The sequence below is a fragment of the Rhodococcus jostii RHA1 genome, assembly GCF_000014565.1.
Taxonomy (GTDB): domain Bacteria; phylum Actinomycetota; class Actinomycetes; order Mycobacteriales; family Mycobacteriaceae; genus Rhodococcus_F; species Rhodococcus_F jostii_A.
Genome location: NC_008268.1, coordinates 144,521 through 171,362, shown reverse-complemented (window position 1 = coordinate 171,362; position 26,842 = coordinate 144,521). Strand labels below are relative to the sequence as shown.

Sequence of the window (26,842 nt, the reverse complement as noted above, 5' to 3'; positions counted from 1 at the left end):
CGTCTCACGCGCAGGACTTGCGCATCCAAGGTCTTCTACCCGCTGGGGGAACGAGATGACGAGTGTGAATTCGCCGCAGCCGAATAACGGCGCCGAAGATGTGACCGTTCCCGAAGGGGCCTTCCCGCTCTCCTCGGTGCAACGCAGCATGTGGTTTGCCCAACAACTGAGCCCCACGGTTCCCAAGTTCATCGCCCAGTACATCGAGTTGCGGGGCGAGATCGACCTGGACCTGTTGAGCGATGCGGCGGTCCGGGCGGGTCAGGAGTTCCAGTCGCCGTTCCTGCGACTGCTGGACGTCGACGGGGAGCCTTACCAGGCGGTCGATTTCAGCATCGACCCGTCGATCGGCTTCCTCGACTTCCGGGGCGAGTCCGACCCGATGGGTGCCGCGCAGGTGTGGATCGACGAGGATTATGCGACACCGCTCCGGCTCACCCGGGACCGGCTCGTCGAGATGACCGTTCTCCAGGTCGGTGAGCAGCACTACTTGTGGTACACCAGAATTCACCACGTCGCGCTCGACGGGTACAGCGGTATGACCATGGTGAACCGGATCGCGGCGCTGTACACCGCGGCGGTCGAGGGCACCGAACCGGAACCGAACCGTGCGCTGGATCTGCGCGACCTCTACGAGCTGGACCAGAAGTACCGGGCGTCGAGCCGATTCGAGAACGATCGGTTGTACTGGGCCGAACGCATTGTCGGCATCGAGCACGGATCGACGCTCGCCACCCACGACGCCCCCGCGGCGGCGAAGAGCCGGCTAGAGAGCGCGAAGATCTCCGACACCGCACTGGGCTTCCTCGGTGAGTCGGATCAGCGGGTCGGCGCCACGTCGGCGGCCGTGCTGCTCGCCGGGTTCGCCTGCTATCTGTCCCGGATGACGGGCAAGCGGGACGTGCTCATCAACCTGCCGGTGTCGGCGCGCACCACGGCGCCGTTGCAGCGGTCCGGTGGCATGCTCGTCAACGTCGCCCCGCTGCGGATCACCGTCCGCCCGGAGGACACGGTGGCCGAGCTCGTGCAGCGAACGCAGCTCGAATTGATGGGTGCGCTGCGCCATCAGCGGTGCAGCCTCGAGGACATCCGCCGCGATGCCGGGCTCGCCGGCACCGCGGAGGGCCTCGCCGGCCCGATGGTGAACGTCATGCTGTTCCACCAGGCGTTCACGCTGGGCACGGTCACGGGTGAATACCACATCGTGACGTCGGGCCCGGTGGACGACCTGCTGGTCAACATCTATCAGAGCGGTGACGGGCAGACGCTCCTCGATTTCCGCGGCAACCCCAACCGGTACGGCTCGGAGGAGTTGCGTGCCCACCACCGCAGGTTCGTGGAGCTCGTCGAGGAGTTCGTCACTGCCGAGCCGCAGACGCGGACCGCCGACATTCACGCCGAGAGTGCCCGCCTCGGTGCGCGGTTCCTCGAGCGGGAGGCCCAGCTCGCGTTCTGGAAGCGGGAGTTGGCGGGCCTGCCGGAGGTGGCGGCACTGCCGCTGGACCGGCCGCGCCCGGCCGAGCGGGCGGGGGCCGGCGAGGTCGTCGGGTTCGCCGTCGACGCCGAGGTGCAGCGCCGCGCGGCACTGCTTGCCGAGGAGGCGGGCACCGGGATCTTCACCGCGCTGCACGCCGCGCTGGCCGTTCTGCTGGGCCGGCTGGGCGACACCGACGACGTCGTGATCGGAACGCCGATCGTCGGGCGCGAGGCGGCCGACTCCGACGACCCGGAAGCCGGAGCATTTTTCAACAAGACCGTCCTGCGGTCGCAGGTGGACACCGCATCGTCGTTCGTCGACCACCTGAGCCGGGTCCGGGACGCCGACCGGGCCGCCTTCACGCATGCGGCGCTGCCCTTCGACGACCTCGTCGCCGCCCTGGGAGCCGAATCCGATCCCTCGCACACACCGCTGTTCCAGGTGATGCTCGAGTTCACCGACGGTGGGCATCCGCACGACTCGTCGGGCAACGTGACAGTCAGCCCGATCCAGCGCGAACACCGGGCCCTGGGTCTGGATCTCGTGTTCTCCCTCACCGAATCGGAGTCGGGCGGCATCAACGGCCGGTTGCGGTTCGCGACGGACGTCTGGGACCGCGCCAGCGCGGAGGCCCTGGCCGCGCGCTTCGTCCGGATCCTGCAGACGGTGACGGCGGAACCCACCGCACCGATCGGGGACGTCGACCTCCTCGAGCAGGTCGAATACGCGGAACTCGCGCCGGTCCGCGACGAACCCTCGGTCGAGCCCCGCACGCTTCCCACGTTGCTCGCGCGCGCCGTGGAGGCGGGCGGCGACGGGGACGCTCTCGTCTATCAGGGACGCACCCTGACCTACCCCGAACTCGACGCGCAGTCGGACCGTCTCGCCCGCATGCTGATCGGGCACGGGGTGGGGCCGGGTTCGGTTGTGGCGCTGGCGATCGCGCGGTCGATCGAGTCGGTGCTGGCCACCTGGGCGGTCGCGAAGTCCGGGGCCGCGTTCGTCCCGGTCGACCCGAACTATCCGGCCGATCGCATCGAACACATGCTCACCGATTCCGGTGCGGTCGTCGGTCTCACCGTGGCGGCGCACCGGTCGTCGCTGCCGGAGACCACGCCGTGGCTCGTGATGGACGACGCGTCGTTCGGCCGGGACCTGGCGCAGCACGCGGCCGGCACGGTCGCCGATGCCGACCGCCTCCGGCCGCTGCGGACCGCGGACCCGGCCTACCTGATCTACACGTCCGGTTCCACCGGCACACCCAAGGGTGTCGTCGTCACCCACGCCGGCCTGGCCAATTTCGCCGAGGACGAGCGGCAGCGGTTCGCCGTCACCGCGGGATCCCGCACCCTGCACTTCTCGTCACCGAGTTTCGACGCGTCCATCCTGGAACTGCTTCTCGCGGTGGGTGCCGGCGCCACGATGGTGGTGGCGCCGTCGACGGTGTACGGCGGTACCGAACTCGCGGACCTGCTGAGTCGGGAACGGGTGACGCACGCGTTCGTGACCCCCGCCGCGCTGGCATCCGTCGATCCCACCGGCCTCGACCACATCCGGTGCGTCGTCACCGGTGGTGAGAGCTGTCCTCCTGCGCTGGTGGCGCAGTGGGCGCCGGGGCGGGTCATGTTCAACGCATACGGCCCGACCGAGGCCACCGTCGTCGCGAGCGTGGCCGGACCGTTGACGGTCGGCGAACCGGTGACGATCGGCCGTCCGTCCCGCGGTTGCGGTCTGCTGGTGCTCGATTCGCGGTTGCACCCCGTTCCGAGAGGGGTCCCCGGCGAGCTGTACATCACCGGCGACGGTGTGGCACGCGGGTACCACAATCGGTCGATCCCGACCGCCGAACGGTTCGTCGCCGACCCCCACGGGGCGCCCGGCGAGCGGATGTACCGCACCGGAGACCTGGCGCGGTGGAACGCTGCCGGACAGCTGGAATACCTGGGCCGCACCGACTTCCAGGTGAAGATCCGCGGGTTCCGCATCGAACTCGGTGAGATCGACGCCGTCGTCCGCTCGCACCCGAGTGTGGCGTTCGCGACCACGGTCGGACGGACCGCACCGTCCGGCGACACCGTGCTGGTGACGTACGTGCTCCCCGAGGACGGGACGGACATCGTCGTCGGCGACATCCTCGAGCACGCCGCGGCCGCGCTGCCCGCGCACATGGTGCCCGCCCGGGTGATGGTGCTCCGCGAGGTCCCGCTGACCCCGGCGGGCAAACTCGACCGGAAGGCGTTGCCGGAACCGCAGTTCGAGGCCACCTCCACCGTCTACCGGGCGCCGGTGACCCCGACCGAGATGCAGATCGCGGAGGTGTTCGCGGCGCTTCTGGGAGTCGAACGCATCGGCGTCGACGACAGCTTCTTCGACCTGGGCGGCGACTCCCTCGTCGCGACCCGCGTGGTGTCCCGGGTCAACGCGGCCCTCAGCACGGAGATCGGGGTGCTCGATCTGTTCGAGGCGCCCAGCGTCGCGTTGCTCAGTGCCCGCGTCGACGCTCTCGGGCCCCGCACCTCCGCCCGCCCCGTGCTCGCGCCGCGGGCCGGGTCCGGCCCGGTGCAGGTGTCGCTGGCGCAGCAGCGGATGTGGTTCATCAACCAGCTCGACACCGCCTCGCCCGCATACAACATTCCCGTCGGTATCCGGCTGCGCGGCACGCTCGACGTGGAGGCGCTGCGGACCGCGGTGAGTGACGTCCTCACCCGGCACGAGTCGCTGCGGACGGTGTTCCCGAACACCCCCAACGGTCCCATTCAGGTGGTTCTGCCGGTCGCGGAGGTGAGCCCGCACCTCGACGCGGTCGAGGTGGCCGAGAACGAGCTCGAATCCCGCCTGATCGCCGACGCCGCAACCGGTTTCGACGTCACCGTCGAACCGCCGATCCGGGCGGAGCTCTACCGCACCGCGACCGACGATCACGTGCTGGTGTTCGTGGTGCACCACATCGCCGCCGACGGCCTGTCGATGACACCGCTGACCCGGGACGTGATGGTGGCCTACCACGCCCGCGCCGCAGGCGACACGCCGCAGTGGGCACCGCTCGAGGTGCAGTACGCCGATTTCGCGGTGTGGCAGCGCGAGCTGCTCGGTTCCCCCGACGATCCGACGAGCCTCCTCGCACGCCAGCTGGCGTTCTGGGCCCGCACCCTCGACGGCGCCCCCGAGGTCATGGATCTGCCGACCGACCGGCCGCGCCCGGCCCGGCAGTCGATGATCGGCGCCACCGCCGACTTCTCGATCCCGGCGCGCATCCACGCCGCCCTGCTCGAGATCGCGGGCGCCAACGACGCCAGCCTGTTCATGGTGGTGCACGCCGCCCTCGCGGTCCTGCTGTCCCGGTCGAGCGGATCATCCGACGTGTCGATCGGATCCCCGGTCTCCGGTCGAGGGGAGCGCCAACTCGACGACGTCGTCGGCATGTTCGTCAACACCGTCGTCCTGCGCACCACCGTCGACCCCGATCGCAGCTTCCCCGAGATTCTCTCGCACACCCGCTCCGTGGATCTGGCGGCGTTCAGCAACACCGATCTGCCGTACGAGCGGCTCGTCGACGAACTGAAGCCGACCCGCTCCGAGGCACATTCACCGCTGTTCCAGGTGATGCTGGTGCTGCAGGGATTCGCGAACACGCGGCTCGAGCTGCCCGGGCTCGACGTGGAGGTCGAGGCGCTCGAGACCGGCGCCGCGAAGTTCGACCTGCAGGTCATCCTCACCGAGCACACCGAGGAATCCGGCGCCCCGGGTGCGATCGACGTCCAATTCTCGTACGCGTCGGAATTGTTCGACCCGCCGACGATGACGGCGCTGGCCGAACGCTTCGTCACCCTGCTCGAGACCATCACCGCCGGTTCGGATGCGAAGGTCGGCGACATCGACCTGATCGGCGCGGACGAGACCCACCGGATGCTCGAGCAGTGGATCGACACCGATGTCGCCGTGCCGGACTCGGCGACCCTGGTCAGCCTGTTCGAGGCGCAGGTGGCCCGGACCCCGGACGCCGTGGCCGTCGTGTTCGCCGAAGAGGAACTGCTGTACGCGGAATTCGATGCCCGCGCCAACCGGCTGGCACGCGAACTCCTCGCCCGCGGCGTCGGACCCGAATCCCGGGTCGCCGTCGCCCTGCGCCGTTCACTCGAGCTGATGATCGCGATCTACGCGGTCGAGAAGACCGGGGCAGCGTACGTTCCGCTCGACCCCGACCACCCCGCCTCGCGAATCGCCTACGTGATCGAGAGTGCCGAGCCCGCATGCGTTCTCACCTCCTCCCGCGACCGGTGCGAGGGCGTCGACAGCGCGGCGGGTGCGGCGGTGATCGAGATCGACACCCTGAACCTGTCCCGGCGGCCGAGCACCCCGATCACCGCCGCCGAGCGGGGCGGTCCGATCCACCCCGATTCGACCGCCTACGTGATCTACACCTCCGGATCGACCGGCAGGCCCAAGGGGGTCGCCGTCAGCCACCGCGCGATCGTGAACCGGTTGCTGTGGATGCAGGACACGTACCGGATGGACCACACAGACGTCGTGCTGCAGAAGACGCCCGTCACGTTCGACGTGTCCGTGTGGGAACTGTTCTGGCCCCTCGAGGTCGGTGCTCGACTCGTCCTCGCCGCGCCGGACGGTCACCGCGACCCGACCTACCTGTCCCACATCATCGCCGACCACCAGGTCACCACCATGCACTTCGTGCCGTCGATGCTCGCGGTGTTCACGGCGGGCGCCGAACCGGAACTGTGCGGTTCGCTCCGCCAGGTGTTCTGCAGTGGTGAGGCGCTCCCGCCCGCCACCGCCGATGCGTTCCGGGAATTCGGGTCCGCGGCGCTGCACAACCTGTACGGCCCGACGGAAGCGGCGGTCGACGTCACCTACTGGGAGTGCACGGAAGGCGACCGGGCCTCGGTCCCGATCGGGGCACCCGTGTGGAACACGCAGGTGTACGTCCTCGACTCCCGGCTGCACCCCGTGCCGGTCGGGGTGCACGGCGAGCTGTACCTGGCCGGCATCCAGCTGGCCCGCGGCTACGTCGGCCGCAGCGATCTGACGTCCGACCGGTTCGTGGCGAACCCGTTCGGCGCGCCGGGACAGCGGATGTACCGCACCGGCGACGTCGTCCGCTGGCGTGCCGACGGCAACATCGAGTACATCGGCCGCCGCGACTTCCAGGTCAAGCTCCGCGGTCAGCGCATCGAACTCGGCGAGGTCGAGGCGGCGGTGCTGGCGCACCCGTCGGTGGCGCAGGCGGTCGTGACCGTGCACCGCAGCGAGGCCACCGGCGAAAGCCTCGTCGGCTACGTGATTCCCGTGGCCGGCGCCGACATCGACACCGCCGTCGTGCGCGACGCGGCGGCGGAGGCGCTGCCCGCCTACATGGTGCCGACCCGGATCATCGTGCTCGACCGGTTCCCGCTCGGCGCCACCGGCAAGCTGGACCGGGGTGCCCTGCCCGAGCCGGAGTTCCTCAGCCCGTCCGCCGAATTCGTCACTCCGCGGAACCCGATCGAGGAAATCCTCGCGTCGATCTTCGCGGATCTGCTCGACGCGCCCCGGATCGGTGTGTACGACAGCTTCTTCGACCTCGGCGGCAACTCACTGGTGGCCACCCGGCTGGTCGCGCGGGTGAACGCCGCGCTGGGCAGCCGGATCGGGGTCAGGGAGATCTTCGACGCCCCGACCGTCGCGACGCTGGCCACCCGGATCGAATCCGAGGCCGTGCAGGGCGCCGAACGGCCGCCGCTGGTGGCCGGGGCGCGCCCCGATCGACTGCCGGTCTCGCTGGCGCAGAAGCGCATGTGGTTCATCAACCAGTTCGACCTCGACTCCCCGGCCTACAACATCGCCCTCGCGGTGCGGTTGACGGGCGACCTCGACGAGGACGCGATGCAGGACGCCGTCGCCGACGTGATGGACCGGCACGAGTCGCTGCGCACCCGGTTCCCGATGGTGGAGGGCGAACCCGTCCAGGTGATCCTGCCGACCGAGGACGTGGTGCCCGACCTGTCGCCGATAGCGACGACGGAAGCGGAACTGCCCGAGCACATCTCGCGACTGGCGGGCGCCGGGTTCGACGTCACCGTGTCGGTGCCGGTGCGCGCCGCCCTGTTCCGTACCGATCCCGGCGAGCACGTGCTCGTGATCGTCGTCCACCACATCAGCGCCGACGGCTTCTCCATGGCCCCGCTCGCCCGGGACGTGATGACCGCCTACGCGGCCCGCACCGGGGGACAGGCACCGGACTGGACGCCGCTGCCGGTGCAGTACGCCGACTTCGCGCTCTGGCAGCACCGGGTGCTCGGCAACGCCGACGACCCCGACAGCCTGCTGGCCGCGCAGCTCGACTACTGGACGCACACGCTCGCCGGGCTTCCGGAACTCCTCGCGCTGCCGACGGACCACCCCCGGCCGACGCAGCAGTCGATGCGCGGCGGGATCCACTCGTTCAGCATCGACCCGCAGGTGCACAGCCGGTTGATCACGACTGCCCGCGAACACAATTCGAGTGTGTTCATGGCCGTGCACGCGGCGCTCGCCGTGCTGCTGGCCCGGCTGGGCGACACGGACGACGTGTCAGTGGGCACGCCCATCGCCGGTCGTGGCGACGCCGCCCTGGACGACATGGTCGGCATGTTCGTCAACACCCTGGTGCTGCGCACCCCGGTCGAGCCGGCCGGCACGTTCACCGACCTGCTGTCCACGGTCCGCGACACCGACCTGAACGCCTTCCACCACGCGGATCTGCCGTTCGAGCGGCTGGTCGACGCGATCTCACCCGAACGCGCGACGTCGCATTCGCCGCTGTTCCAGGTGGTGCTCGAGTTCCGCAACAACGAGCGCCCGCGGCTGGAGCTGCCCGGGTTGACCGTCACCGGCCTCGACCTGGCCACCGACATCTCCAACTTCGACCTGCAACTCACCCTCACCGAGGAATTCGGGGCGTCGGGGGAGCCGGCGGGGATCTCCGCGGCCTTCACGTACGCGTCGAGCCTGTTCGACGCGTCCACGATCGCCGGCTTCGCCGACTACCTGCAGCGGATCTTCGACGCGGTGACGTCCGAGCCGGGGATGGCCGTCGGTGACATCGACCTGATGGTGGCGTCCGAACGTGCGGCGCTCACCCCGGTGATGGACGGACCCGACGCCGAACCTCGGACCCTGCCCGAACTGCTCGCGGCCGCGGCCTCCGTGGACCCCAAGGCGGCCGCGCTGTCCTACGAGGGCCGTGAGGTGACGTACCGCGATCTCGACGAGCGGTCGAACCGGCTCGCCCGCTTGCTGATCGGGCGTGGCATCGGCCCGGAATCGGTGGTGGCGCTGGCGTTGGCGCGCTCGCCGGAGTCGGTGCTGTCGCTGTGGGCGGTCGCCAAGACCGGTGCCGCGTTCGTCCCGGTCGACCCGAACTACCCGACCGACCGGATCGTCCACATGCTCAGCGACTCCGGTGCGGCGCTCGCGCTCACCGTCGCCGAGTTCCGTCCCACGCTGCCGGACTGCACGTCCTACGTCGTGGTCGACGCACCCGGATTCGACGACGAGGTGAGCGCGCACTCCGCCGCGGTCGTCACCGACGCCGACCGGACACACCCGCTCGCGCTGGAGAACCCGGCCTACCTGATCTATACGTCCGGGTCCACCGGCACCCCGAAGGGTGTCGTCGTCACCCACCGCGGCCTGGCGAACTTCGCCACCGACGAACGCGTCCGCTTCGGGGTCACCCCGCGGTCGCGCACGCTGCACTTCTCGTCGCCGAGCTTCGACGCGTCGATCCTGGAACTGCTGCTCGCGGTCGGCTCCGGCGCGACCATGGTGATCGCTCCGGCGTCCGTCATCGGCGGCACCGAACTCGCCGACGTGCTCCGGGAAGGCCGGGTCACGCACGCGTTCATCACCCCGGCGGCCATGGCGTCCGTGGACCCCGCGGGCCTCGACCAGCTCGAGTGCGTCGCCACCGGCGGCGACGTGTGCCCGCCGGAGCTGGTGGCGCAGTGGGTGACCGGGGGCAGGCGGATGTTCAACGCCTACGGCCCCACCGAGGCGACGGTCGTGTCGAGCGTGACGGGACCGATGATTCCCGGTGAGGGCGTCACCATCGGCCGTCCGCCGATGGGAACCGGGGAGATGGTGCTCGATTCACGCCTGCACCCGGTGCCCAACGGGGTGACCGGCGAACTGTACGTCAGCGGTTCCGGTCTGGCCCGCGGCTACAAGGACCGGGCGGGAACGACGGCGGAGCGTTTCGTCGCCAACCCGTACGGGGGTCTCGGGGCCCGCATGTACCGGACCGGCGACCTGGCGCGCTGGAACGGTGCCGGCCAGCTCGAGTACCTGGGCCGCAGCGACTTCCAGGTGAAGATCCGCGGTTTCCGCATCGAACTCGGCGAGATCGAGACCGCCCTCACGCGTTACCCGGGGGTCGCCCGTTCGGTGGTGTCCGCGCACAGGGGCAGCACCGGAGCGAACCGGCTCGTCGGGTACCTCGTCCCCACGGCGGGCGCGGAACTCGACCCGGAGGCCGTCCTCGAATTCGTCGGCGGATTCCTCGCCCCGTACATGGTGCCGTCCGCGCTGATCGTCCTCGACGAGTTGCCACTCACCCCCGCAGGCAAGCTGGATCGCCGTGCGCTGCCCGAACCCGACTTCGGCGCCCGGGTGTCGACCGGCCGCGCGCCGGTGTCGGAGATGGAGGAGGTGCTCGCCGGACTGTTCGCCGAGGTCCTCGGTCTGGAATCGGCCGGTGTCGAGGACTCGTTCTTCGCCCTCGGCGGCGACAGCATCATGTCGATCCAGTTGGTGGCCCGCGCGAAGGCGGCGGGTGTGGTGCTGACCCCGCGGGACGTGTTCGAGGCCAAGACCGTTGCCGGTCTCGCCGCGGTGGCGTCGTGGGTGGGTGCCGCCGACGTCGTCGTCCTCGACGAACTGCCCGGTGGCGGAGTCGGCGACATGCCGACCACCCCGATCACGAAGTGGCTGCTCGAACGGGGCGGCGAGTTCAACCGCATGTCGCAGTCGGCGCTGCTGACCGCACCGCCGAACCTGCGCGAACTCGAACCCCTGAGCGCCACGTTCCAGGCCGTACTCGACCGGCACGACATGCTGCGCGCGCAGCTGATCGTCTCCGCCGAGGACTCGCACCTCGCCGTCCGCCCGGTCGGCGAGGTCGACGCCCAGGACCTGATCCGCCGGGTCCCCGTGTCCACCGCCCCGGGAACCCGGGCATTCGCGGCGACGGTGATCGCGGAACTCGACGCCGCGCTGGACCGGCTCGATCCCGCGGCCGGTGTCATGGTGCAGGTGGTGTGGTTCGATGCCGGGGAATCCGGCGGCCGCCTGCTCGTCGTCGCGCATCACCTCGTCGTCGACGGTGTGTCGTGGCGCATCCTCGTCCCCGACCTCGCGACCGCCTGGGCGCAGATCTCGGCAGGCCAGGAACCGGTTCTCGAACAGGTCGGCACGTCCATGCGCCGGTGGGCGCACGGACTGGTCGACGAGGCCGCGAGCCGGGCAGGCGAACTGGACCTGTGGCAGCGCATCCTCGACTGCGAGGACCCGCTCGTCGGCAGCCGCCCGCTCGACCCCGACATCGACGTCAACGCGACCGTCGGCCGCGTCACGGTGCAGCTGCCCGCCGAGGTCAGCGAGGCCGTCCTCACGGCCCTGCCGGAGGCCATCCACGGCAGCGTGAACGACGGACTGCTCACCGCGCTGGCGATGGCGGTCACCCAGTGGCGGCGCACCCGCGGCCACACCCTGCACGGCAGGTCCGTCGACGGGACCCTGGTGAGCCTCGAGGGTCACGGCCGTGAAGACCAGGTCGTGCCGGGCGCCGATCTGGGCCGCACCGTCGGCTGGTTCACGGCCATGTTCCCGGTGCGTCTCGACCTGTCGGGCATCGACCTCGACGATGCGTTCGACGGCGGCAAGGCCGCCGGCTCCGCGATCAAGGCGATCAAGGAACAACTCCTCGCGATCCCGGACCACGGCATGGGTTACGGCATGCTGCGGTACCTCAACGCCGACACCGCCCCGCTGCTCGCGGCCCGTTCGCTGCCGCAGATCAGTTTCAACTACCTGGGACGCTTCGCCGCCGACCTGTCCGAGGCGGCCACCCGCGCCGGCTGGACGCCGACCGGTGAAGTCGACATGGACCGTGCGCAGGACCTCGACACCCCGGTCACCTCGGCCATCGACGTCAACGCGGTCACCACCGAGGTGGAGGACCGGCCTCAGCTGCGCGCCACCTGGGCGTACGCGGCCGGTGTCCTGACCGTCGCCGAGGTCCGGGAACTCGCCGAACTGTGGGTCCGGGCGCTCACCGCGCTCACGACGTACGCGGCCCGCCCCGACGCCGGCGGCGTGACACCGTCCGACCTCGAACTGGTCAGCCTCGACCAGGACGCCATCGACCGCATCGAATCGCGCTTCCCGGCGCTGTCCGACATCTGGTCGCTGTCGCCGCTGCAGTCCGGACTGCTGTTCCACGCACTGCTGGCCGATCAGACGATCGACTCGTACACGGTGCAGGTGACTCTCGAACTGCGCGGTGCCGTGCCGTCCCGCATGCGGGTGGCCGGGCAGGCCCTGCTCGACCGGCACGCGAACCTGCGCGCGTCGTTCGTCTACGACGAGGGCGGCACCCCGGTCCAGGCGATCCACGGGTCCGCGGAGCTGCCCTGGACGGAGATCGACCTGTCCGGGCTGGACGCGGAGAGCCGCGAGGCCGAGATCGTGCGACTCCTCGACGCCGACCGGCGCCGCGGGTTCGACATGGCCACCCCGCCGCTGTTGCGGTTCATGCTGATCCAGATCGGTGGGGACGAGCAGCGCCTGATCATCACCAACCACCACATCCTGCTCGACGGCTGGTCGATGCCGCTGCTGATCCGCGACCTCCTGACCCTGTACGCCACGGAGGGTGACGCCACGGCGCTGCCGCGGGTGCACCCGTACCGCGACTACCTCGCGTGGATGTCGCACCGCAGCACCGAGGACTCCCTCGGTGTGTGGCAGCGCGCCCTCGCCGGGGTGGAGGAGCCGACGCTGCTCGCGCCTGCCGACGCGTCGGTGCAGAGCGACACACAGTCCAGCGAACTGCTCGTCGAACTCGACGTCGACCGCACCGATCAGCTGAGTGTGCTCGCACGCGAGCACGGCCTGACCCTCAGCACCCTGATCCGCACCGCGTGGGGAATCGTGCTGGGCGGCTTGGTCGGCCGCTCCGATGTGGTCTTCGGTGGGACGGTGTCCGGTCGGCCTCCGCAGATCGCGGGGATCGAGTCGATGGTGGGCCTGTTCATCAACACCCTGCCGGTGCGCGTGGTTCTCGACCCGCGGGAAACGCTGGGGGAGTTGCTCGAACGCATCCAGGGCGAGCAAGCTGCGCTGCTCGACCACCACTACGTCGGATTGACGGACATCCAGTCGGTGGCCGGTCCCGGTGCCGGTTTCGACACGCTGACCGTGTTCGAGTCGTATCCCGTCGATCGGGAGGGGCTGACCGACCAGACCGACATCGCCGGCATGCACGTCCTCGACGTGCACGACAGCGCGAACGCCGCCCACTATCCGCTGGCGCTGATCGCCTCGGCGCACGAGAACCTGCAGCTTAAGCTCGAGTACGTCGAGGAGCTGTTCGACCGGGCCGACGTGGAGCGGATCGGCGACCGGATCGTCCGGGCGCTGATCGCGCTCGCCGAGCACCCCGGGATGAAACTGGCGCAGCTGCGGCTGCTCACCGACGTCGAGGAGGCCGAACTGGTTCCGGCCCGCGGCCTGCCCGGCCGCTCCGTGCGGACACTGCCGCAGATGTTCGCCGAGACGGCCGCCGCGGCGGGTGACGCGACCGCACTCGTGTTCGGGGACCGCCGGATGTCCTACCGGGAACTCGACGAACGGTCCAACCAGCTCGCGCGTCTGCTCATCGACCGCGGCGTCGGCCCGGAAGACATCGTGGCCCTGGGTATCTCACGGTCCATCGAATCGGTCCTGGCGGTCTGGTCGATCACCAAGACCGGCGCGGCGTTCGTTCCGGTCGATCCGACCTACCCGCGTGAGCGGGTCGAGCACATGGTCACGGATTCCGGGTGCACGTTCGGTCTCCGCCTGGAGGCCGACCACGGCCGGCTCCCCGACACGGTCAGGTGGCTGACCCTGGACGACACCGAGACCGCGACGGCCATCCGGGCCATGTCCACCGACACCGTCACCGACGACGACCGCGTCGCGCCCCTGCGGTTCGCACACCCGGCGTACGTCATCTACACGTCCGGCTCGACCGGCAAGCCGAAGGGCGTGGTGGTCAGCCACCGCGGTCTCGACAATTTCGCCGAGGAGCAGCGGACCCGCTATGCGACGGATTCCACGTCGCGGGCGTTGCACTTCTCCTCACCGAGCTTCGACGCCTCGGTCCTCGAATACCTGCTGTCGTTCGCCGTCGGCGCGACCATGGTGATCGTGCCGCCGTCCGTGTACGGCGGCGAGGAACTCGCGGAGTTGATCCGCACCGAGGGCGTCACCCACGGGTTCGTCACCCCCGCGGCCCTGGCCTCGGTGGACCCCGAGGGGCTCGAGGTGTTCCAGAACGTGGTCGCCGGCGGCGAGGCCGTCCCGCCGGAACTGGTGACCCGCTGGGCGCCGGGCCGCACCATGTACAACGGCTACGGTCCCACCGAGACCACCATCATGAGCAACCTCAGCGACCACCTGCAGGTGGGGGAGACGGTCACCATCGGTGCCCCCGTCCGCGGCGTCTCCGAGGTGATTCTCGACTCGCGGCTGCAACCGGTCTCCGTCGGCGTCGCCGGCGAGCTCTACATCTCCGGTGAGGGCCTGGCCCGCGGCTATCATGCACGCGCCGGGCTGACCAGCGAGCGGTTCGTCGCCAACCCCTACGGCGAGCCGGGCGACCGGATGTACCGCACCGGCGACCTCGCGCGGTGGCGGTCCGATCACACGGTCGAATACCTGGGCCGCACCGACTTCCAGGTGAAGATCCGCGGCTTCCGCATCGAGCTCGGCGACATCGACAGCGCACTCGCCGCGCACCCGTCCGTGGCGTTCGCCGTCACCCTCGGGCGCCCCGGTCCCGCCGGCGACACCGTGCTCGTGTCCTACGTGCTGCCGGAGGCCGAGTCGGCACTCGAACCGCCGGAACTGAAGGAGTGGACGGCGAACCTGCTGCCCGCACACATGGTGCCGTCGAGCATCATGATCCTGGACGAGATCCCGCTCACCCCCGTCGGCAAGCTCGATCGGGCGGCGCTGCCCGAACCGCAGTTCCTGCCCACGTCGGACGACTTCCGGCCGCCGTCGACGGTCCTCGAACACACGATCGCCGACGTCATCACCACGGTCCTGGGCATCGAACGTGTCGGCATCGACGACAACTTCTTCGACATCGGCGGAAACTCGCTGATCGCGACCCGTGTCGCCGCACGCCTGACCGCGGAACTGGACACCGACATCGGCGTCCGCACCCTGTTCGAGGCGCCGACGATCCATCAACTGGCCCGCCTCATCGAGTCGACGGCATTCGCACCCGCGCAGGACGGCGCCCACGTCCGGATCCCGCTCGGCCCGATGCCGCGGCCCGCGCACGTGCCGGTGTCCCTGGCGCAGAAGAGGATGTGGTTCCTCAACCAGTTCGACACGTCGTCGGCGGCCTACAACATCCCCCTTGCCGTGCGGCTGACCGGTCATCTGGACGTGGAGTCGCTGCGCGCCGCGGTGACGGACGTCTTCGTCCGCCACGAATCGTTGCGGACCGTGTTCCCGTCTCACGACGGCGAACCGACCCAGGTGGTCCTCTCACCGGGTCAGTGGACGCCGAACCTCGAGATCGTCGAGGTGTCCGAGGACGAACTGAGGGAGCACATCGCCGGTCTCGCGACGGCAGGCTTCGACGTGACGGCCGACGTGCCGATGCGGTCGGCGCTGTTCGCACTCGCCCCCGACGACCACGTGCTCGTCATCGTGGTGCACCACATCTGCGCCGACGGGTTCTCGCTCACCCCGCTCGCCCGGGACGTCATGACCGCGTACGCCGCCCGCATCGCGGGAAGCGCACCACAGTGGAACCCGCTGTCGGTGCAGTACGCCGACTACACCCTGTGGCAGCTCCAACTGCTGGGCGACGAAAGCGACGCCGAATCGCTGATCTCCCAGCAACTCCGGTACTGGACCGATCAGCTGGCCGACCTGCCCGAACTCCTGCAGTTGCCCACCGACCGGGCGCGGCCGGTCCAGCAGTCGTTCCGCGGTGCGCAGGTCGACTTCACGATTCCGGCGGACGTGCACCGGGCGCTGGCGGCGTTGGCGCGCAAGCACAACTCCACCATGTTCATGGCCGTCCACGCGGCCCTGTCGGTGCTGCTGTCCGCGCTCTCGTCCACCGAGGACATCGCGGTCGGCACACCCATCGCCGGCCGCGGTGACGCGGCGCTCGACGACATGGTCGGCATGTTCGTCAACACCCTGGTGCTGCGGAGCGCCGTCGACCCGGCGGCAGGTTTCGGCGCCCTGATGGATCAGGTCCGGTCCACCGACCTGGCCGCGTTCCACCATTCGGACCTGCCGTTCGAGCGGCTCGTCGACGTTCTCGCGCCGGAGCGCTCCACCGCGCACTCGCCGCTGTTCCAGGCGCTGCTCGAGTTCCGGAACAACGAGACACCGCGGCTCGAGCTCCCGGAACTGACCGCGGCCGCCGTCGATTTCGATCTCGAGGTCGCCAAGTTCGACCTGCAGCTCAGTGTCGAGGAAGGATTCGACGCGGACGGGGTGGCGTCGGGTATCGCCGCGTCGTTCATCTTTGCCACCGATCTGTTCGACGCCGGCACCGTCCGGACGTTCGCCGACCGGTTCCTGCGCATCCTCGGCGCCGTCACCTCCGACCCGCTGGCCCCGGTCGGGGACATCGTGATCACCGATGCCGCCGAGCGGTCGGCGATGGCGACCGAATGGAACACCGCCGGATTCGACGCGGGCACCGACACCCTCGCGGACCGGTTCGCGCAGAGCGTGGCCCGGTTCCCCGACGCCACGGCCGTGACGTCGGAGGACGTGGCACTGACGTACGCGGAGCTCGACGCCCGGTCGAACCGGCTGGCCCGCCTGCTCATCTCCCAGGGAGTGGGGCCGGAAACGCTGGTGGCCGTGGCACTTCCACGCACTTGCGATCTGATCATCGCCCTGCTGGCGGTGATCAAAACCGGCGGCGGCTACCTGCCCGTCGACATCACCTACCCGGCGGACCGGCTGGCGTTCGTGTTCGAGGACGCCGCACCGAACTGTGTCATCACCACCACGGGAGACGTCTCCGCCCTGCCGGATTCGGAGACCCCGGCGATCCTGCTCGACGACCCCGAGACCACCGCCGACCTCGCGCAGCAGTCGCCGGCGACGATCACCGACGCCGACCGGGTGACGCCGCTCGACTCCTCGTCGGTGGCGTACGTCATCTACACCTCCGGGTCGACGGGCCGTCCCAAGGGCGTGGTCGTCTCGCACCGCAACGTGCTGACACTGTTCGCGAACACGCAGCCGCTCTACGGGTTCGACGAGAACGACGTGTGGACGATGTTCCACTCGTACGCGTTCGACTTCTCCGTGTGGGAGCTGTGGGGTCCGCTGCTCTACGGCGGCCGACTCGTCGTCGTCGACTACTACACGGCGCGGTCGCCGGAAATGTTCCATGAACTCCTGCGGAACGAGCAGGTCACCGTCCTCAACCAGACCCCGACCGCGTTCTATCAGCTCGCCGAGACCGACCGAATCGTCTCGGAGATCGACGTGAACGCGGCGGCGCTCGCGCTGCGGTACGTGATCTTCGGTGGTGAGGCTCTCGACCTCGGACAGCTCGGCCGCTGGTACTCGCGGCACGACGACTCCGCCCCGACGCTGGTGAACATGTACGGCATCACCGAGACGACGGTCCACGTCAGCTACCTCGCGCTCGACCGCGAATTCGCCGAGTCCGCGTCGGCCAGTGTGATCGGCCGCGGAATCGCCGGGCTGCACGTCCACGTCCTCGACCGGCGCCTGCACCCGGTTCCCCCGGGCACCATCGGGGAAATGTACGTCTCCGGTGACCAGGTGACCCGCGGCTACCTCGGCCGGGCCGGGCTCAGTTCGAGCCGGTTCGTGGCCGACCCGCTCCGTCCCGGGGCCCGGATGTACCGCACGGGCGACCTGGCGCGCTGGAACACCGACGGCCAGCTCGAGTACCTGGGCCGCAGCGACTTCCAGGTGAAGATCCGCGGTTTCCGCATCGAACTCGGCGAGATCGAATCCGCGCTGCTCCGGTACCGCGGCATCGCCCAGGCCGTCGTCCTCACCCGCGACGACGGGCACGGCGGTCACCGGCTGATCGGCTACGTGGTTCCGGAATCCGGCGCCACCGTCGAGGTGTCGTCGGCGCTCGAATTCGTGGGCACCCAGCTCACCTCGTACATGGTGCCCGCCACCCTCGTGGTGCTGGACGCGCTGCCGTTGACGAGCAACGGCAAACTCGACCGCCGCGCGCTGCCGGAACCCGACTTCGGGGCCCGGGTGTCGGCGGGCCGCGCCCCGGCCACGGAGATGGAAACCGTCCTCGCCGGTCTGTTCGCCGAGGTGCTCGGTCTGGAATCGGTGGGTGTGGACGACTCGTTCTTCGCGCTCGGCGGCGACAGCATCATGTCGATCCAGTTGGTGGCCCGGGCGAAGGCCGCCGGTGTGGTGCTCACCCCGCGGGACGTGTTCGAGGCCAAAACCGTTGCCGCGCTGGCCGAGGCCGCCTCCTGGGCGGGTGCCGCCGACGTCGTCGTCCTCGACGAACTGCCGGGTGGCGGGATCGGCGAGATGCCGGTCACCCCGATCACCGCGTGGCTGCTCGAACGCGGCGGCGACTTCCGCCGCTACACCCAGACCGCGCTGCTCTCCCTGCCCGCCGCGGCCGACGAGACGCTGCTGAAGCGCACGATCGCGGCCGTCGTGGATCACCACGACATGCTGCGGGCCCGTCTCCTCGGCGCCGAGCCGCAGTGGCGGATCGAGGTGCAGGCCGTGGGCGTGGTCGACGTCGACGACGTGCTGCACCGCGTCGAGGTCGCGTCGGTGGTCGGTTCCGGGTTCGCGGAGGTCGCGACCCGTGAACTCGACGCCGCGGCAGGACGACTGGACCCCGAGGCCGGGGTCATGCTGCAGATGGTGTGGTTCGACGCGGGCGATCAGGGCGGGCGGCTGCTGGTCGTGGCCCACCACCTGGTGGTCGACGGTGTGTCGTGGCGGATCCTCGTCCCCGACCTGGCGACCGCGTGGGCGCAAGTCTCCGCGGGTCAGGAACCGACCCTCGAACCGGTCGGCACGTCGATGCGGCGCTGGTCGCACGGCCTCGTCGAGGCGACGCGCGAACGCGCCGGCGAGATCGAACTGTGGCGGCGGGTGCTCGAGGCCGACGACCCGCTCATCGGATCGCGTCCGCTCGACGCGGCGATCGACGTGGCCGGGACCGTCGAGAAGGTCACCGTGGAGGTGCCCGCCGACGTCACGGACGCCCTGCTCACCCGTGTCCCCGAGGCGTTCCACGGCGGCGTCAACGACGGACTGCTCACCGCGCTGGCGCTGGCGCTGGCCCAGTGGCGGCGCACCCACGGCGACTTCACGCGCGAATCGCTGGTCAGTCTCGAAGGCCACGGCCGCGAGGACCAGGTGCTGCCGGGCGCCGATCTGGGCCGCACCGTCGGCTGGTTCACGGCGATGTTCCCGGTGCGTCTGGACCTGTCGGGGATCGACCTCGACGACGCGTTCGCCGGTGGCAAGGCCACCGGGTCCGCGGTCAAGGCGATCAAGGAACAGCTGCTGGCCATTCCGGACCACGGCATCGGCTACGGCATGCTCCGCTACCTGGACCCGGAGAGCGCGGATCAGCTGCGGGCGCTGGCGAAGCCGCAGGTCACGTTCAACTACCTGGGCCGGCTGGGCGGCGCGACGTCCACCGACATCCACGGTCACGCCTGGGTTCCGGTGACGGACACGAAGCTCGACGACATCCCCGCCTCCGACATCCCGGTGGCGTCGGCGCTCGACATCAATGCCGTCACCGGCACCGGGGCCGACGGCAACCGGCTGCGGGCCACCTGGGCGTTCCCGACCGGGGTCCTCACCCCGTCCGAGGTCCGCGCACTCGCCGACCTGTGGGTGCAGGCGCTGACCGCGCTGACCACCCACGTCGCACGGCCCGACGCCGGCGGTGTGACCCCGTCCGATCTGGACCTGGTCACCCTCGACCAGGACGCGATCGACCGGCTCGAGGCCCGGTTCCCGGCGCTGTCGGACATCTGGTCGCTGTCACCGCTGCAGTCCGGGCTGCTGTTCCACGCCCAGTTCTCGGACGCCTCGGTCGACCCGTACCTGGTGCAGCTGGCGCTGAAACTGCGCGGCAACATCGACCCGGACCGGATCCGCCGGGCCGGGCAGGCCCTGCTGGACCGGCACCCCAACCTGCGGGCCGCGTTCGTCCACGACAGCGCGGGCGCCTCCGCGCAAATCATCCAGCAGCACGTGGAACTGCCGTGGTCGGAGTTCGACCTCTCGGCACTCGACCCGGACGAGACCACCCGCGAATACGACCGGATCGTTGCACGGGACCGGTCGGTGAAGTTCGACATGGCGAACGCGCCGCTGCTGCGGCTTGCCCTCGTCCGGCTCACCGAGGAGGACTACCGGCTGATCCTGACCAACCACCACATCCTGCTCGACGGCTGGTCGACTCCGCTGGTCATTCGCGACCTGCTGACGCTGTACGCGTTGGACGCCGACGGCAGCCTGCTGCCCCGGGTCCACTCCTACCGCGACTACCTGTCGTGGATGAAGCGGCACGACACCACGGACTCCCTCGACGCCTGGCGCACCGCGCTCGACGGTGTCGAGGAGCCGACCCTCCTCGCGCCGCTGGAGCGGGGTGAAGCGCACTCCGCCGTGGCGGAGGAAACCGCCTTCACGCTGTCGGAGGAGCAGACCACCCGGTTGCGGGACCTGAGCCGGGAACGCGGGCTCACCCTCAACACCGTCGTCCAGACGGCGTGGGGAATCGTGCTGGGCGGCTTGGTCGGCCGCTCCGACGTGGTGTTCGGTGGGACGGTTTCGGGCCGGCCGCCGCAGATCGCGGGCATCGAATCGATGGTGGGTCTGTTCATCAACACCCTGCCGGTGCGGGTGACCCTCGACCCGTGGGAGTCGCTGGGCGAGCTGCTCGAACGTGTGCAGAGCGAACAGGCCGCACTGCTCGATCACCACTACGTGGGTCTGACCGACATCCAGTCGGCGGTCGGCGGCGGCGGTGCCTTCGACACGCTGACCGTGTTCGAGTCGTACCCGGTGGACGAGGCGGGGCTGACGGAACAGACCGACATCGCCGGGATGTTCGTCACCGGCATCGACGGCAAGGACTCCGCGCACTACCCGCTCGCCGTCGTCGCCTCCGGGGACGCGCGGCTGAACTTCAAGTTCGAGTACCTCCCCGAGGTATTCGAGGAAAGCGCGGTCGACGAGATCGCGGACCGGCTGCAGCGGGTGCTCGACGCCCTCGCGGACCGGCCCGAGATTCCGCTCGCCCACATGCAACTGCTCACCGAGGCCGAACTCGCCGAGTTCGCGCCGGTGCGCGGCCGCCCCGGGTTCTCCGTCCGGACGCTGCCGCAGATCTTCGAGGACGCCGCCGCCCTGGATCCGAACCGCACGGCGCTGACGTTCGAGGGCCGCAACGTCTCCTACCGGGAACTCAACGAACGCTCCAACCAGCTCGCCCGGGTGCTCATCTCCCGCGGCGCCGGCCCGGAGACGTTCGTGGCGCTCGGCATTCCCCGATCGATCGAGTCGGTCCTCGCCGTGTGGGCAGTGGCCAAGACGGGCGCCGCATTCGTCCCCGTCGACCCGAACTACCCGATGGACCGCATCGAGCACATGCTCACCGATTCGGGTGCCACCATCGGACTGACCATGGCCGCGTACGAGAAGGCGCTGCCCGACTCGGTGCCGTGGCTGCAGCTCGACTCGCCCAAGTTCGAGAAGGCCTGCCAGTCGAAACCGGCTCTGCCGGTAGCCGATTCGGATCGGCGGTCGCCGATAAGCCTCGACAACGCCGCCTACATCGTCTACACCTCCGGTTCGACGGGGAAGCCGAAGGGCGTCGTGGTCACCCACGAGGGCCTCGACAACTTCGCCGAGGACCAGCGGCAGCGTTTCGCCGCGGCACAGACGTCCCGCACCCTGCACTTCTCGACGCCCAGCTTCGACGGGTCGGTGTTCGAGTACCTGCAGGCCTTCGGGGTCGGTGCGACGATGGTGATCGCACCGCCGACGGTGTACGGCGGAGCGGAACTGGCCGAACTGATCAGGTCCGAACACGTCACCCACGCGTTCGTCACCACCGCGGCGCTGTCCACGGTCGACCCGACGGGGCTCGACGAATTCCAGCACGTCGTGTTCGGCGGCGAGGCGTGCCCGCCGGAACTGGTGACCCGCTGGGCGCCCGGCCGGCAACTGTCCAACGCGTACGGCCCCACCGAGACCACGGTGATGGCCAACATCAGCGACCCGATGACGGTGGGCGACCCCATCACCCTCGGCGGCCCGATCCGCGGCGTCGGTGAGCTCGTGCTGGATTCACGTCTCCAGCCGGTGCCCGTCGGAGTTCCCGGCGAGCTGTACATCACCGGTGCCGGGCTCGCCCGCGGCTACCACCGGCGCCCGGAACTGAGCAGCCAGCGGTTCGTCGCCAACCCGTTCGGGGAGGCGGGGGAGCGGATGTACCGCACCGGCGACATCGTCCGGTGGCGCGCCGACCACACCGTCGAGTACGTGGGCCGCAGCGACTTCCAGGTGAAGATCCGCGGTTTCCGCATCGAACTCGGCGAGATCGACAACGAGATCGCCACGTTCCCCGGGGTCAGCTTCGCCGCGACCCTCGGTGTTCCCGGCCCGTCCGGGGACACGGTGCTGGTGACCTACCTGCTGCCCAACACGGCCGGCGGCGTCGATCCGGCCGAACTGACCGCGCACCTGTCGACCCGGCTCCCCGCGCACATGGTGCCGACGAGCGTCATGTTCCTGGACGAGATCCCGTTGACCCCGGTGGGCAAACTGGACCGGTCGGCGCTGCCCGCACCCGAGTTCCACGTCACCACCACCGAGTTCCAGCCGCCGACCAACGATCTCGAACGCAAGATCGTGGACATCTTCGCCGATGTCCTCGGTATCGAACGGATCGGCATCGACGACAACTTCTTCGATCTCGGTGGAAACTCGCTGGTCGCCACCCGGGTCACGGCGCGGTTGCGGGACGCCCTCGACACCGACATCGGTGTGCGCGCCCTGTTCGAGGCCCCCGACGTCCGGTCGCTGGCCGCACGCGTCGCCGACAGTGTGAGCGGCGGTGCCCGCCCGGCCCTCGCGCCGGTCGAACGGCCCGACCGGATTCCGCTGTCGCTGGCGCAGAAGCGGATGTGGTTCCTCAACCAGTTCGACACGTCCTCACCGGCCTACAACATTCCGTTGGCCGTCAGGCTGACCGGAACCCTGGACGAGGACGCCCTGCGGCTGGCGATGGCCGACGTACTCGAACGGCACGAGACGCTGCGCACCGTCTTCCCGACGGTCGACAACGAACCGACCCAGCGGATCCTGCCCGCCGCCGATGCGCAACCGGGCGTCGACACCGTCTCGGTGGCGGCGGAGGACCTGCCGCGGCACATCATGGACCTGGTGTCCCGCGGGTTCGACGTCAGCACCGACGTGCCGGTCCGGGCGGCCCTGTTCCGGATCGCGCCCGACCATCACGTGCTGACGATCGTGGTGCACCACATCAGCGCGGACGGATTCTCCCTCGCGCCGCTCGCCCGCGACGTCATGGTGGCGTACACGTCACGGCTCGGCGGCGACGGCCCGCAGTGGGATCCGCTGCACGTCCAGTACGCCGACTACACGCTGTGGCAGCATGCCGGACTCGGCTCGGAGAACGATCCCGAATCGATGATCAACCAGCAGTTGCGGTTCTGGTCCGAGACCCTGGCCGGGGTGCCGGACGTCATCCAGCTGCCGACCGACCGGCCGCGCCCGATCCAGCAGACGTTCGAGGGTGATCGGGTCGAATTCGCGATCGACGCCGACCTCCATCAGCGGCTCACGGCACTGGCCCGGGCCAACAACGCCACCATGTTCATGGCCGTCCACGCCGCGCTGGCGGTGCTGCTGTCGAGGCTCGGCAGCACCGACGACGTCGTCATCGGCACCCCCGTCGCCGGGCGCGGTGAAGCCGCCCTCGACGACATGGTCGGCATGTTCGTCAACACCCTGGTCCTGCGGAACCGGATCGACCCGGCGTCGACGTTCACCGAACTGGTGCAGCGGATCCGGGAAACGGACCTGGCCGCGTTCCAGCACTCGGATCTGCCGTTCGAGCGCCTCGTCGAGGAGCTCAACCCGACCCGGTCCACGTCGTACTCGCCCCTGTTCCAGGTGGCCCTCGAGTTCCAGAACAACGAGAACCCGACGCTGGAACTGCCGGATCTGCGGGTCGAGAACGTGGACCTCGAAACCAAGGTGGTGAAAGAAGACCTCGAGGTGATCCTGGCCGAGCAGTTCGACCAGGACGGCGCGCCCGCGGGTGTCGCCGGCGGTCTCGACTTCGCCGTCTCCCTGTTCGACCGCGGGACCGCACGCTCGATCGCGGACCGGTTCGTCCGGATCCTCGCGGCTGTCACCGCCGATCCGGACCGGCCGATCGGCACCCTCCCGCTGCTCGACGAGGCGGAGATCGAGGAGATGGTCCCGGCGCGCGGCAAGCCCGACGTGCGCCCCGAGGTGTGGCCCGACCTGCTGACGGCCGCCGCGGCACTCGACCCCGATTCGGTGGCGTTGTCCTTCGAGGACCGGCAGGTCACCTACCGCGAACTCGACGAATGGTCCAACCGGCTGGCGCGGGTGCTGTGCGCCCAGGGAGTCGGGCCGGAGACGTTCGTGGCCATCGGAATGCCGCGATCGATCGAGGAAGTCGTGTCGATCTGGTCGGTCGCGAAGTCGGGTGCGGCGTTCGTGCCCGTCGACCCGACCTACCCGCGGGACCGCATCGACTACATGCTGACCGACTGCCGGGCGTCCGTCGGCCTGACCGTCGCCGGCCGTCGCGACAACCTGCCGGACACCGTGCCGTGGCTGGTGCTCGACGACGAGTCCTTCGCCGAGCAGGTCGCGGCCGTCTCCTCGTCGCCGGTCACCGACGCCGACCGCACGCGCCCGCTCCATCTGGCCCACCCGGCGTACCTGATCTACACGTCGGGATCGACCGGTAAACCGAAGGGTGTCATCGTCACTCACCGCGGCATGGCCAACCTCACCGCGGAGGAACACGAACGGTTCCAGGTCACGCACGAGTCCCGGGTCTCGCATCTGGCGTCCCCGAGCTTCGACGCGTCGATCTTCGAGCTGATGATGGCGTTCGGTGCGTCGGCCCGGGTCGTGATCGTGCCGCCCACCGTCTTCGGTGGCACGGAGCTGGCGGACCTGTTCCGGCGCAACGCGGTGACGCACGCGTTCATCACGCCCACCGCGCTGTCGTCCATCGAGGACGTGGGACTCGAATCGCTCCGCGTCCTCGCGGTGGCCGGTGAGGCCTGCCCGCCGGAGCTGGTGGAGATCTGGGGTAAGCACCGCAACATGCACAACGGGTACGGGCCCACGGAGACGACCATCCAGGCGAGCGTCAGTGCTCCGATGCGTCCGGGTGGGGTCGTGAACATCGGCGCCCCCGCGCTGGGATTCGGTTCGCTGGTCCTCGACGAGCGCCTGCAGCCGGTCCCGGTCGGTGTGCCCGGCGAGCTGTACATCACCGGACCCGGACTGGCACGTGGGTACCACAACCGGTCGGCGCTGACGTCGGAACGGTTCGTCGCCTGCCCGTTCGGCGAGCCCGGTCGCCGGATGTACCGCACCGGCGACGTGGTGCGCTGGCGCGGCGACCACACCATCGAGTACATCGGCCGCACCGACTTCCAGGTGAAGGTCCGCGGCTTCCGGATCGAACTCGGTGAGATCGACGCCGTCCTCGCCCGCCACCCCGCGGTCGCGTTCGCCGCCACCATCGGCCACACCGGACCGTCCGGCGACACGCTCCTCGCGTCGTACGTGCGGGCGGCGGAGGGACACGATCTCGAGCCGGCGGAGTTGCGTACCCACGCGGCCGACCGCCTGCCCGCGCACATGGTCCCGTCCGCGGTGGTCGTCCTCGATCAGATCCCGATGACCCCGGTCGGCAAACTCGACCGCAAGGCGCTGCCCGCGCCCGAGTTCGGCACCACCGGCGCGGCCTTCCGGGCCCCGACGACGGCGACCGAGCGGATCATCGTCGAGGCCTTCGCAGAGGTGCTGGGCGTGGACCGCGTCGGCACCGCCGACAGTTTCTTCGACCTCGGCGGCAACTCGATCGTCGCCACCCGGGTGATCACGGTGCTGCAGGAACGCCTCGGACGGCAGATTCCGTTGCAGTCCATGTTCCTGGACCCGACCCCCGCGGGCCTGGCGCTGCGGGTCGACACGGAGAACGCGGCCGGGTCGCCGGTGGACGAGGCGCTCGGCGTGGTCATCCCATTGCGGCCGACGGGGGACAAGCCGCCCCTGTTCTGCATCCATCCCGGGATCGGCCTGTCGTGGGGTTACGCGGGTCTCCTGCAGCACCTATCGCAGGACCGGCCGGCGTTCGGCCTGCAGTTGCCGATCATCAGCGGTGGCCCGAGCTTCGAGTCGATCGAGCAGCTGGCGCACCAGTACGTGCTGGAGATGCGAAAGGTCCAGGCGCACGGGCCCTACCACCTGCTGGGCTGGTCGCTCGGCGGCGTCATCGCCCACGCGATGGCCGTCGAACTGCGGCGGGAAGGGGAGGCGGTCGACACGCTGGCCGTCATGGACAGCTACGTGACCGGCGGGACCGACCAGGGCCCGGAGAGCCTCACCGTGCCCGAGTTGCTCCACGGGCTCGGACTGGACCTCGAGTCCGTCTCCGGGGAGGAACTCACCTACGAGCGGGCAGTCGAGTTGCTGGACGACGCGTTCGGGCAGAAGACGGGACTGACCCCGCAGCACCTGGAGCGGATCAGCGCCGGATTCACCAACTCGTCGCGGATCATGAACAACTTCCGCCCGCAGGTGTTCGACGGGGATCTGCTGTTCTTCACCGCCGCCGGATCGGCGTCGACGGACCAGCATTCACCGGAGGAGTGGCGGAGTTCCGTCACCGGCGGCATCCGGGAAGTGAAGATCGAGTGCGAGCACAATCAGATGATCGAACCCGAGGTCCTGGCCGTGGTGGGGCCCGTCCTCGAGGACTATCTGAGCGCGCATTGA

At 69.8% G+C, this 26,842-nt stretch carries 1 protein-coding gene; it reads left to right on the top strand.

What is annotated here, in order from left to right:
- The first annotated feature begins 55 nt into the window (after positions 1 to 55).
- Positions 56 to 26,842 (top strand): non-ribosomal peptide synthase/polyketide synthase, encoded by a 26,787-nt coding sequence (locus RHA1_RS00745; RefSeq protein WP_011593461.1) that lies wholly within the window; start codon positions 56 to 58, stop codon positions 26,840 to 26,842.